Below are 11,575 nucleotides of genomic sequence, written 5' to 3'. Positions count from 1 at the left end.
TGCACGCAAAAGTCAAAAGGAACCCCAAGATGATCCTGTGCTGCGGAGAAGCCCTGATCGACATGATCGCCGAACCCACGGTTTCGGGTGTCAGCGGGTTTGTCCCCCATTCCGGCGGAGCCATATTTAATACAGCCATTGGTCTGGGTCGCCTCGGTGCGCCCGCCGCAATGTTGACCGGGCTTTCGACAGACATGTTTGGTCAGCAACTGATGGCCGCGCTGCAGATCAGCCATGTGGATACCAGCCATGTCATCACCCGTGATCGCCCTACAACGCTGGCTTTTGTGAAGCTGAGCGACGGACAAGCCACATACAGTTTCATGGACGAAAACTCTGCCGGGCGTATGCTGAGCTCCGAAGACATGCCGGACCAACTACCCGGGGTCACAGCCCTGTATCTGGGCGGGATCAGTCTGGCCTGCGAGCCCTGCGCAGATGCCTATGCCGCGCTGTTGTCACGCCACGGGACGGATAGGGCCGTGATGCTGGACCCGAATATCCGCCCGGATTTCATCGCGGATCAGACACGATATCGCACCCGACTGAACCGGATGATCGCGCAGGCCGATATTGTCAAAGTTTCGGATGAAGACCTGAACTGGATCATTCCCGGGCCCGAGGATCTTGCGGAAAAAATCCCTTTGTTGCTGCAGGCTGGGCCGAGCATTGTGATCCTGACGCGTGGCAGCGACGGGGCCACCGGATATATGGCAAACGGGACCGAGGTGACGGTTCCTGTCAATAAGGTCGCAGTTGTTGATACGGTTGGTGCAGGCGACACATTCAACGCAGGCGTATTGGCCGCATTGGATGCGTCCGGTTATCTGAACAAATCCGCCCTGCCGTCGCTTCCGGCTGAAGCACTGCGTTCGGCCCTGGCCCAAGGGGCACAGGTCGCCTCAATTACCGTATCGCGCGCCGGGGCAAACCCGCCTTGGGCGCATGAACTTCCCGAGCAGTGAGACCCAAATGAAACGATCTGACATCAACCGCATCAAGACCGAGGCGCAGGCCTTTATCCATTCCTTCGGCGCGGTCCTACCGCCTTTTGCCGACTGGACCCCGGACCAGATGCGCAGCGCACAGGCCGACGGCATTCGCGAACGCGGGCTGGGTTGGGATATCACCGACTACGGGCAGGGTCGATTCGACGAACTGGGTCTGTTCCTGTTCACGTTGCGCAATGGCGACGTCAATGACCTGAGCGCGGGACGCGGGATGCTCTACGCCGAAAAGCTGTTGATTTCGCGCGATAAACAGCTGTCGCCGATGCATCGCCATATCCTCAAGGCCGAAGATATCATAAATCGAGGCGGCGGCGATCTTGTCATGGAAATCTATGCCTCGGATCCCGAGGGCGGGATCGACCGCGACACCGCGGTTGTTGTGCCCAGCGACGGATGCCCGGTTACGATCCAGCCCGGTGAACTGCTGCGGCTGAAACCCGGGCAGAGTGTGACGCTGATGCCCGGCATCTGGCACGCATTCTGGGCGGAACAGGGCGATTGTCTGATCGGAGAGGTCTCGACCGTGAACGACGATCGCACCGACAACGTCTTCGAGGACCCAATCCCGCGCTTTGCAACGATCGAGGAAGACACTGTGCCCGAGTTCCTGCTGGTTTCCGACTATTCCTGATCCGGCGGGGGTACGCGACGGAAGTCTGGCCAAACATACCACAGTCTGAATTGATGACGGCGGGACGATGAGGCCGGACATCCGTTCGGGAACTATATGTTTGGAAGAGCGTTGAGGCGTGTTGCCGTGGTTGCGGCTTTGGGTGTTGTTGCTGCGATCGGATATCTGCTGATCGCACCGCCAAACCTGTTGAAGGTCGGCACGAACTATTCAGCCAAAATCGTCTGCTCGAACGTCTTTATAGCAGGCCGCGACCCACAAGAGGTTCTGTCCGTCGACGTACAGGCCCCGGGGCATCCGCTGCTCAGACAGGTCTCGATCAAGGTGGACCCGGATCGGCAAAGCGTCACGGCCCGGATGTTCAAGGTCTTCGCCCCGGCTACATCGCAGTACCGCGAAGGTCTTGGATGTACCAATGTTCACGACGCCGACCTCAGCAACCGCACTCTGCCCGCGCTTTCGCCACTGTCCGTGGGCACATGGCCGCGCGGCAACGACGTGACGCCGTCTCTGACCCCCTCATTGGATGCGACGCTGTCTGAGGAAGAACTGCTTGGCGAGGGCTACCGCGCCGTTGTGATTGTGCATAACGGGCGGATCGTGGGCGAAAGCTATGCTGACGGGTTTGATGAAAACACGCCGCTGCTTGGGTGGTCGATGACCAAAACCGTGACAGCAGGGCTGATCGGCACTTTGATCAGGTCGGGTCAAATGTCACTAGACGATAATCTGACCGCCAGCTATCCGGATTGGACTACTGACAGCCGGAGCAAAATCACAATCGCGGACATGTTGGCCATGTCCAGCGGGTTGGATTGGAATGAGGACTATGGCGACGTCTCGGACGTCACCCGGATGCTCTATCTGAATGACGACATGGCCGGTTTCGCGGCAAACCGCGCGGTAGATGCAAAACCCGGCGCGGTCTTCAACTACTCCTCGGGGACATCAACGGTTTTGTCGCGCGCATGGCAGGACGCGGTTCAGGGTGACAGCCTGACTTACCCGCGCGAGGTGTTGTTTGAACCGCTGGGCATGACCTCGACCGTTTTGGAAACCGATGCCAACGACACAATTGTCGGATCAAGCTACATGTACGCAACGGCCCGCGACTGGGCCCGGTTTGGGCAGTTCCTGTTGCAGAAAGGGGCCTGGAACGGACGGCAGATGTTACCCGAAGGCTTCGTAGACTGGATGTTCGAACCGGTCGAGGCCTCTGACGGGCTTTATGCCAAGGGCCATCTTTGGATTGAACCGCCCGGCGATCTACCCCCGTTTGAAGATGCGGTCTGGATGCAGGGGCATGACGGCCAATCCATCGGTATATTCCCGTCACATGATCTGGTGATCGTCAGGCTTGGCCTCACGCCCTCGCGGCTTGGCTACTCGCCGCTGCCGCTGGCAAAACAGGTGATCGCAGCGCTGGGAAACTAGGATAAGCGTTACATGCGGCGATCTGGGTGCGGGAATTTTGGAGCCGGTGAAGTGTCGCTTTGGAAACTCCGCGTTGCGGTATCACAAACCGCATAGCCCCAGTTTATCAACTGCTCCTGCTCCTCATCGGTGAACCGGTTCAGACGTGTCCGGGTTCTGGACAGTTTTTGGGCGGTTTGCGGGCTGACAGTCAAAGCAGGCGACAGGGAAATTTTCTCGGGCCTTTGCCCGATGCCCCAATAGGCCAGCGTATCATCCCGCCCTTTCACCATGTCGAACAGATACCTCAGCCGAACGCTGCGCACCTGATCCATTGTCATGTTCAGCGTCCGCAGAACCTGTTTCGGCGACAGCAAGGCAAACCCCCGCTGCAACCTGAACGCTGCGCCGGCGTCACTGACCAGAATAGTGCCATAGCCATCAATACGCTCGACGCCCAGATTGTCATACGATCCGCCATCGGTCAGCAGCAGTTCGCTTTTCTGCTGAACATCTTCAAACAGATCGGCACCATCCATCGGACTCCAGGCGTTTGGGTCCAGCCGCAGCCTGACCGGGGACAAGACCGGTGGAAAGGCACTGGAGGCCGCGACGGCCTGTGCCAGCCGAAAGGACGATACATCCTTGATCTCACCTATCAGGTAATCCGCAATGCGCCGATCGGAAAACCGGACTGAACGGCCTGTCGACAGGTTTGCAGCCTGATAGATGAAATGAGGCCTGGATGGCAGGTTGTTCAGGGTTTGACCGTCAAAGAGCGCGGTGTCATAAGCATCCATCAATCGGTCGGTTACGCCTTTGCCAATGGGCAAAAGTCCCAGAATGATCACCCTCAGATCCAGCGTCCGGCTACAAAGCGCCCGCAGGGGATCAACCACCTGCGCCTGAAATGCGCGCGCCACGCCATTGTCCGAGAAATCAAGATCGCCCCAACATACCGCCAGACGGCCCGACACGATCGACCCGCCGGAAACGCTGGTGATGCGATCCAGTTGCGGCAATAGCCCCAGTTCGTTCAGCCGGATCAGTGCGCCGGTATGGAACAACACCGCTCGAAAACCACCGCCTGATAGCGCAAGACCCGTCAGCGCCTTGTTTTTGTTAATTTGTTCAGTGGGATCAGACATCTGATATCTCTTTCAGTATCTTCGGAATGTCGCTGTGCGTGTTGTACCAGATTGGCGTGATGCCCAGCTCTTTCAGCACTGCCTCGTCCATGGATTTGTCGATATCATCCACTGCCGAAGTGATACCGCGAATGTCATGGGCGTATCGCCGCTTTGTCTTGAGGGCCGGTCCGTGATTGAAGCCTACGGAATCGGAACCGCCCCGATTTTTGATCCCGGACTTTCTGAACTCGCGAAAAAGACTGACCGCTTTGTCGTTGATCTGATTGACATCCTGCTCGGACATCTCGATCTTGTAAGGCTCTCTCATCAATGCATAAAGCTCTGGTCGCACCGGGGCCTGTTTCAGCGCATCAAGAAGCCTTCGGATATTGCGATCCGACAGCGACAAACCCACCATCACGCCCACGCTGTTGGACATTTCGCGCAGTTGTACGATGTTGGACCAATGATATGGGTCCGTTGCGGTCTGATTGTATTCCTCTTCCGAAAATATCAGTCCCTCATCCTTGCGGTCTGGATCCGGCAGAAACGGCAAGTAGCCATGAACGTGAAACACCGGTAGATGCCCCTCATCAGCAGGCGAGTGATCAAAAACCGGCGATACGTTCCGCTGGCTTGCTTCGGCCAATGCCCGTTCAAGCAGGTCATCGTAGTTGTAGGTGATGACCGAACGCACCCCGTAGGCCGCCTTCGTCTTGGCAAGGCACAGGTCACGCACGGCCATTAACGTCGCATTATGGTGGATCGGGGGCGGTTCCTGCTGATCCAGACTGTCGGTTTGCAATCCATAAAGCGCGTTTCGCAACGCAGTTTGAAAATCTGAACTCTCATCCTGGCGCTCGGACAGTAAAGCCTTGAGCTTGCGTGCCGTAATTTCCAGCGGCTCTTGCCGCGTTGTCAGATACCAATCGGCAATGGCAAAAAGGTAGTTGGGAAAAGGCCGCCACCCGGGAAGGCGCTGTTCCGAGACCGTCGCAAAGTAAAGTGCAAGAACAAGTTTTTCCCATGTCGGCAATCCGCTGCCAGCCGAGACTCCTGCCCCCAAATACATCGTAAGGCGCTGATCAGAGAACGCGCTTTGCAGCTTTTTGCGGTCTTTCTTGGGGATTGCATGGCTCATGACCCGCCCTTTCTAAAACTCGATAGCGTCCAGAAGATCAATCCTGACACCCCTGCGATCCGTCGGAACGTTGATCACCAGATTGCTGCCCACCCCGGCATGGGTTGCGATCCAATGCGCCACGCCGTTTTCTTCGGGCGTCCAAGGTTTGTTGCGGCTGACAGCGTAGTCTTCGCTTTTTTCGTCAATCTCAGCGATGGAGTAGGTAAAATGGAAGGTCATCGAGGCAGCGCCACGCGCTTGCCGGATCATTTCCAGCGTGACGGGATGAGGGTTTCCATGATCGCCATTGCCGCTGAATACATAATGATCCGCCGTTACGCGTTTGAAGAACTCTGCCTCGGAACTGCGGGGGCTGCCGTGATGCTGCACTTTCAGAACATCTACATGAAATGTCCCGCCGGGTTGCAGCAGTGCTTTTTTCTCCAAACCTTCCAGAACCTTGTCGCCCCGCGCGTCTCCGGTCATCAGAACGGACTTTCCGCCAGCTTCGCACAACATCACGATCGAAGATAAATTGGTAACGCTGGTGTCTTTTGAGAATGCGGCCAGAAACGCCTCGGCTGCTGGAACGTTGAGGCGCTTTTTTTCCAGATATTTGTCATATTCACGCTGCAACCGATCCACTTCGGCCCGCATCGGGCCAATGATGGTGATTTTCAGATCATTGCCGAAACTTGTCACGACATCGCTGTCGGTCTCGGTCATCTGGATCAGATCCTCGGGCCGGAATGGCGCGTTGATCTCGAGCCCCTGTGCAGTCAGTGGCGCCACGGCATTCCGAAGGTCGCGGCCTTGACCGATACTGGCCAGCACCGCGTCGCTTTCATTCTTCTCCTGGTCCAGAATCTGCGTCAACCGGGCCCTTGCGTCGTCCGAGTTCAGCGCAGCGAGCCCGCCAACCACAACCGGCAGTTCATCAGCGGCATTGCCCAGAATGTCATCAAAGACATTGTGCCACATGCGATGGATGTTCAGATATTTCGGCTCGGCCCCGCCGGTGACAATTTCGGCCTCTTTGCGCACCAGTTCGAGGATGCCGTTGATATGATCGTCGTCCAGATGGCTGACGACAAGAAGATCGACGATCAGAGCATCAGTCGGGCCAAGCGCCTTGTGCTGACGAATATCCTCGAGCCTTGGGCGCAGGAACGGCCCATATACCTGCGAAGGGCCACCATCGACTATGCACAATCTGGGCGCGCTGGCCGAGCCGAAATACAGGATCAGACAATCCCCTTTGCGCGCAGGCAAGGCTTCGAGCGACAGGATATCCGGCATTTTGTCCTCCTTCAGATCGACTGCAATGCGCGCAACACATCAACCAGACCGGCCCCCTGATAGGCGCGTTCCCGGCCCAGGTCCGTCGCCGAGCTGCACAGGATCTCTTTGATCCGCTGCGGCTTGCCACGCAGTTCCTTGAACCGGGCCATCAGGATCGCCGCGGCGCCGCTGACATGGGGGGCGGCCATTGATGTGCCCTCCAGTACGCCAAGCTGACGGTTGCAGACCGGCGCTTTGATCTTTTCACCGGGCGCAACCAGATCCGGTTTCATCCTGCCATCCCCGGTTGGTCCGCGGCTTGAAAAATAGCTGACGCCATAATTGTGGGGCTCAAGCCGGTGCGTCGAGCCCACGGTAATCACCGCCTGCGCATTCCCCGGATCGGTGATCGATGTATTGGTGTGCAAATCGACCACGCCATTGGCAGTCTGGAACTGATTGAACCCCAGATTACCCGCAGCAGCCACCACCACGACACGGTTTCCGACCAGATTCTCGGCCTCGATACAGACGGGCGTGCGACCACAGGCATAATTCGTCACGTCATGCGGGATCGACATCGAAATATTGACCCCATGGATATACAGGAAGTCCTGCCTCTGATTGAGATACCGCACCAGACGCTGCGCGGCAATCACCGCAAACTCGGTCGTTTCAGGTGTGTCCCCGACGACCATGAGGTCGATCAGTTCGATATCCCGGCACATTCCGTAAACCCAGTCTGGGCCCTGATCTCCAAACTCGATCCAAGCCCCGCCCAACGTTCCGGCCACATGTGTCCCGTGATCGTTTCGCGGCCTGATCGAGTGATCCACCCTCAGCATTCGCTCGATCAGTTCCCAATTGAAGGGCCTCCCTTTCGCCAGATCCCCAAAGACATCCTCCATGGAAAGGCGTAGCCGGGCTTCGGCGTCGTCTTGCACCCGTTGATCCGGTTCTGTGGCTACCCTCTGGTTTTCGAGCACTGCGGCCAACAGAACTTCGCGTTCATCTGCGTCATGGATCAGATCCCGGTCCCGAAACCGTTTCAGGATCGTCAGATCATACTTTGACTTTATGCGGGACTGTCCCGCATCGACCTTCTGATCGAGAAAGTCTGCGCCCTTCCAATCGGCCCGTTCCGCATCATCCTTGAACCGGTAGAATGCGGGATGCGTGGCGTCGATACCCGAGTCGATGACAGCCCATGTGATCCGCGACGTGGAAATATTGAACACACGATAGGCTGCATCTGCCTTGGTTGTTGTCGCAGACTCCATACTGCTGACTTCCGCGGCGCGGTTCAGGCTGAGCGTAAAGACAAGTCGCGGGTCAAAGCTGCGATCAGATAAGACGTAGAATTGGGTCTGGGGGACCGTCCGATTTAACAGGTAGGCGCGATCAAGAACATCGCTCAGGGCTTTTTCGATCTCATTGTTATCGAACTGATCCAGACGATTTAGCATTAGATGTCCGTGTTCCGGTGGCTGGTTCATTCCCTCTAACCAATCGCCAGGGTTCCGGGCGCTTTGGATCATCGCGATCAGCACCAGAATCCGGATCGTGCTATCGGGCGTTGCTTTGATCAGTCGGGCACCTTCTTCACTGATCGGGCTATTCGCAAGAACCTGTTGCAAATACTCGGACATCCGCTCGCTACGTCCGACACCTTCGCTGGCGAGGAATTCGAACGCTGCGCGCACTACAAACGCGATCGCGTCTTCCGAAAACAACTCGACCCAATGCCCCATTCCGTCCGACTGCCACCAACGCGTCAGCGGCATGACGACATTGACCACTTCATCCAAATTCAATGTAGCCGAGGTCAGACCGGGTATGTCTGAAACCGCGTTTCGATGATTGTATTTGCTCGCCCTCTCCCACGAGGACAGGCGTGCGTGCAGTTCATCGGCCACATGATGGGCCTGATGACCTCGGCGCGGCACGATAAGACAATCTGGCACGACATTTGGATCGGCAGCGAACCGCGTCCAGATTTCGGGTAAAACCGGAGAATCTTGAGTAAAGCGTTGCCCACCCGACGAGCCATACAAAATTGACTTTACCAATTCGGCGGCAATTGCGACCTGTTGCATAAATCAATCCTTGTTAATCTGCCAACAGGCTAACATTGGTTTCGAATTTCAACAAATGAGCGAAGAACCTGGTTGGTCCGCGGTGTCTGGACCATGGCGGCTACAACCTTGAATTGAAATTCGAATTCCCAGACCTTCATGGATCGCAATTTCTTTATTCAGCTTCTGAAAGCGGTCAATCACTGGCTATTCTTGGATAGTGTCTTGCGCTAATCTGCCCCAATGAAGCTGATCCTGCCTTTCGTATTGCCGCCCCGCCATTTGATCGGGGTGACGCTGGGATTGATATTCATGACCGTTTCGGCCCACGCGTCGGGCCGCGTTGCCTTGCTGATCGGAAATTCCAACTACGCGTCTGAGGATATGGCCCTGCGCAATCCGGTGAATGACGTCACGGCGCTCGGCGATGCCTTGCGGGAACTCGGCTTCGACGTCTCTGAGGCAACCGACCAGAATGCCAACATGATGCAGCAAGCGCTTACTCGCTTTGGCGAAGCCGCCAAAGGGGCCGAGATGGCGGTGTTTTTCTACGCCGGTCACGGCGTGCAAATCGGAGGCGAAAATCACCTGATTGGGACGGAGTTCGAAGGCAGTGATCTTCAGGCCTTGCGGCGCAGTTCGATAACCCTGGACAAGGTGCGCGATGTCATGGCTCGGGCGGGGCCCGACGTGGGCATCCTGTTGCTGGATGCCTGTCGCAACAATCCGTTTTCAGACAGCGGGTTGGTCGAGCGAGGTCTGGTCAGAACCCGAGGCGGGGCCGGACTGCTGATTGCCTATGCCACCGATCCGGGCAACGTTGCCTATGACGGGATCGGACAGAACAGCGTTTTTACTTCGGGGTTGCTAGACCATATCGCGACGCCCGATCTGGATATTCGGCTGATGTTGGGGCGGGTCCGCCAGCAGGTTGTGCTGGAAACCGACGGTCGCCAGATCCCCTGGGTCGAGGAATCCGTCCTCGATGATCACAGCTTTGCGCCCGGCCTCGCCGCTGAGATCACCGAAGATGCAACCGCCGCCGATCTGGCCCATTGGCGAAACATCTCCTCCAGTTCCGAGCATCAGGCGTTTGAAGATTATCTCAAAACCTATCCCGATGGTCTGTTCGCGTCTTTTGCGCGCGAGCGGATTACGGCCCTGCAAACAGGCACAAATGCGCCGCTGGCCCCTGTCAGTGCAACTTTGACCGAGGCAAACCCCGATCGAGTTGCGGCGGCGCTACTTGCCCTGGGCCATCTGGGCCACGAACAAACGCGCGATCTTGGGCCCGCTTTGAACAGCTATCGCCGCCGCCTGCCTGCTCAGGAAACCGCATCAGCCGAACGCCTGTACGAAGATGCGGCGCAGGTTTCGGTCTTTCTGGCGGCGACCACCTTGCAAAGGCTGCGCACAGATATCGTTGCATTGCGCAGCATCGAACGAACTTTGGGCATCGCCGAAGATGCTTTGGCTCAGATCGAAGAGCTTGCCCGCTCGAACTCGGACGCTCTGCCCATTCTGCAGCAGGCCCGGAACGACGTTTATGACATCTACAGATCGCGGGGCATCATACTGCGCAGGCTTGATCAAAGCCGCAGTTATTATGACGAAGTCATGAACCGCGCCGCGATATTCTTTCCGCCCGGCATTGATACGACGATTATCAGCGGGGCATCTGAATCGCGTGATTTGGGGTATGCAACGGCGCAACTGACCGAAGATGCTGCCCTGTTTCTGCGCCATGTGGCGCAGGTCGAAGATAGCAAAAAAGGGAGTTACCAATGGCTGGCCGATCTCATTCCACCCGACTGATCGCTGCGTTGATCTCGGTGTCACTTGGTCTGTCGGCCTGTGGCCGCTCAAAGGAAGAACCCGCACCAGAAGTCACGTCTGGCGGGTCGACGCAGGCCGAGGCGGATCTGGCCAAACAAGCCGCTGCCTTGCAGAAAACCATTCTGCAGGGTGCGCTCGCCGGTGGTGTCACAGGCGGGGCAATCGGGTTTGGTCTGGGCGGCAGTAGCGATGATGTCGGCACCGGAATAGCGCTTGGTCTTGGGGCCGGGGCACTGGCCGGTACTTATGTGGGCTATGTTCAAAAGCAATATGCAGGACGTGAGAGACGGCTGAAACAGATCAAGAGTGATTTGGACAGCAACGCAGCAGAAATGCAGACGACCCTCAATGTGATGAATCAGGTTCTTGCTGCGCAGAAGGCCGAGCTGGATGCGCTGAACGCTCAGGTCGCAGCCGGAACCGTGGATCAGGCAGCTCTACAGCGCGAACTGACCGAAGCCAACGGCAACCTGACCCAGATGGAGCTTGCCATCGACGGCGCAACCAAGCGTCAGGCCGAATTCACCGAGGCCCGCAGCCTGACGATTGCCCGAGGTCAAAACGCATCGCCCATCGACGGGGATCTTGCGAACCTGTCGAACCAGATCTCGCAGATGCGCGGTATTGCAAGTGATCTGGCCTCATCCCTATGACCCAGATGCACCGAGCCCGTTTTCTGGTCCTACCCTGCCTTGCGCTGAGCGCGTGCCAAACCACAACCGACCCGGCAGAGGGTGGTTTCTTTTCGGGCGTCTCTGGCATTGCCACCGGTGCCTATGACGAACGCATTGAAACCGCCGAAGGTGATGTTGCCGCCGCACAAGCGCGCAACGATGCGTTGGCGGCACAGCTGCGATCATCGGAATCGGAACTGGCTCAGCTGAAGCTGCAAATCCTTCAACAGCGCGATTCAATCGGTGGCGGAGATGCGGCCACGGCTGCCCGAATTGACCGCGTATTGAACGATACCCCCACAGGGGACACGCCCGAGGCAAAACTGGCAGCCCTGCAGCGCAGCATCTCAGAGGCTCGCGCCCTGAGCGCTGATTTGGCGAAGCTTTCGGGTTAACCCACCT

At 57.4% G+C, this 11,575-nt stretch carries 10 protein-coding genes; 6 read left to right on the top strand and 4 right to left on the bottom strand.

Annotated elements, in window-relative coordinates; genetic code table 11:
• The first annotated feature begins 29 nt into the window (after window positions 1-29).
• The 3 genes from ACR0FG_RS02695 (at window position 30) to ACR0FG_RS02685 (ending at window position 3,075) form a co-directional block, all read left to right on the top strand.
• The gene (locus tag ACR0FG_RS02695) at window positions 30-965 is read left to right on the top strand and encodes a carbohydrate kinase family protein (protein WP_480889813.1); all 936 of its coding nucleotides are present in this window, start codon (window positions 30-32) and stop codon (window positions 963-965) included.
• 7 nt (window positions 966-972) lie between these two features.
• Complete coding sequence (locus ACR0FG_RS02690) at window positions 973-1,641, top strand: D-lyxose/D-mannose family sugar isomerase (RefSeq protein ID WP_480889812.1); 669 nt, start codon at window positions 973-975, stop codon at window positions 1,639-1,641.
• Between the two features lie 111 nt (window positions 1,642-1,752).
• A complete protein-coding gene (locus ACR0FG_RS02685; RefSeq protein WP_480889810.1) occupies window positions 1,753-3,075 on the top strand; it encodes a serine hydrolase domain-containing protein in 1,323 nt (440 codons plus the stop codon).
• An 8-nt stretch (window positions 3,076-3,083) separates the two neighbouring features.
• Here ACR0FG_RS02685 and ACR0FG_RS02680 read toward each other — a convergent pair whose 3' ends face one another.
• Genes ACR0FG_RS02680 through ACR0FG_RS02665 form a run of 4 tightly spaced genes read right to left on the bottom strand, consistent with a single transcriptional unit; the run spans window position 3,084 to window position 8,684 of the window.
• Window positions 3,084-4,202: a patatin-like phospholipase family protein gene (locus tag ACR0FG_RS02680; protein WP_480889807.1), complete on the bottom strand. Its 1,119-nt coding sequence runs from the start codon at window positions 4,200-4,202 to the stop codon at window positions 3,084-3,086.
• Window positions 4,195-5,325 carry an SIR2 family protein gene (locus ACR0FG_RS02675; protein ID WP_480889806.1) on the bottom strand — a complete coding sequence of 377 codons (1,131 nt, stop codon included), beginning with the start codon at window positions 5,323-5,325 and terminating at the stop codon, window positions 4,195-4,197. Before ACR0FG_RS02675 ends, ACR0FG_RS02680 begins: the two co-directional genes overlap by 8 nt.
• Window positions 5,326-5,337: 12 nt before the next feature.
• On the bottom strand, window positions 5,338-6,606 hold the full coding sequence (locus tag ACR0FG_RS02670) for a ComEC/Rec2 family competence protein (protein WP_480889804.1): 1,269 nt from the start codon (window positions 6,604-6,606) through the stop codon (window positions 5,338-5,340).
• A gap of 11 nt (window positions 6,607-6,617) precedes the next feature.
• Window positions 6,618-8,684, bottom strand: coding sequence for a S8 family serine peptidase (locus tag ACR0FG_RS02665; RefSeq protein WP_480889802.1), 2,067 nt, complete (start codon window positions 8,682-8,684; stop codon window positions 6,618-6,620).
• Between the two features lie 291 nt (window positions 8,685-8,975).
• Between ACR0FG_RS02665 and ACR0FG_RS02660 the strand changes: the two genes are divergently transcribed.
• The 3 genes from ACR0FG_RS02660 to ACR0FG_RS02650 are packed head-to-tail and all read left to right on the top strand — an operon-like array spanning window position 8,976 to window position 11,568.
• Window positions 8,976-10,478 carry a caspase family protein gene (locus ACR0FG_RS02660; protein ID WP_480889800.1) on the top strand — a complete coding sequence of 501 codons (1,503 nt, stop codon included), beginning with the start codon at window positions 8,976-8,978 and terminating at the stop codon, window positions 10,476-10,478.
• Entirely contained in the window at window positions 10,448-11,152 is a 705-nt protein-coding gene (locus ACR0FG_RS02655; protein ID WP_480889797.1) for a hypothetical protein, read from the top strand. Before ACR0FG_RS02660 ends, ACR0FG_RS02655 begins: the two co-directional genes overlap by 31 nt.
• On the top strand, window positions 11,149-11,568 hold the full coding sequence (locus tag ACR0FG_RS02650) for a hypothetical protein (RefSeq protein ID WP_480889795.1): 420 nt from the start codon (window positions 11,149-11,151) through the stop codon (window positions 11,566-11,568). Before ACR0FG_RS02655 ends, ACR0FG_RS02650 begins: the two co-directional genes overlap by 4 nt.
• Window positions 11,569-11,575: the final 7 nt, after the last annotated feature.

It is taken from the genome of Ruegeria sp. E1 (assembly GCF_056534225.1).
Note: the sequence above shows the minus strand (reverse complement) of the source record. Positions and strands in the feature narration are given on the sequence as shown.

Excerpts from the sequence above, each read along its gene's own strand:
- ACR0FG_RS02680 (WP_480889807.1), bottom strand. The coding sequence starts at position 4,202 with ATGTCTGATCCCACTGAACAAATTAACAAAAACAAGGCGCTGACGGGT.
- ACR0FG_RS02690 (WP_480889812.1), top strand. The coding sequence starts at position 973 with ATGAAACGATCTGACATCAACCGCATCAAGACCGAGGCGCAGGCCTTT.
- ACR0FG_RS02655 (WP_480889797.1), top strand. The coding sequence starts at position 10,448 with ATGGCTGGCCGATCTCATTCCACCCGACTGATCGCTGCGTTGATCTCG.
- ACR0FG_RS02670 (WP_480889804.1), bottom strand. The coding sequence starts at position 6,606 with ATGCCGGATATCCTGTCGCTCGAAGCCTTGCCTGCGCGCAAAGGGGAT.
- ACR0FG_RS02665 (WP_480889802.1), bottom strand. The coding sequence starts at position 8,684 with ATGCAACAGGTCGCAATTGCCGCCGAATTGGTAAAGTCAATTTTGTAT.
- ACR0FG_RS02660 (WP_480889800.1), top strand. The coding sequence starts at position 8,976 with ATGACCGTTTCGGCCCACGCGTCGGGCCGCGTTGCCTTGCTGATCGGA.
- ACR0FG_RS02650 (WP_480889795.1), top strand. The coding sequence starts at position 11,149 with ATGACCCAGATGCACCGAGCCCGTTTTCTGGTCCTACCCTGCCTTGCG.
- ACR0FG_RS02695 (WP_480889813.1), top strand. The coding sequence starts at position 30 with ATGATCCTGTGCTGCGGAGAAGCCCTGATCGACATGATCGCCGAACCC.
- ACR0FG_RS02675 (WP_480889806.1), bottom strand. The coding sequence starts at position 5,325 with ATGAGCCATGCAATCCCCAAGAAAGACCGCAAAAAGCTGCAAAGCGCG.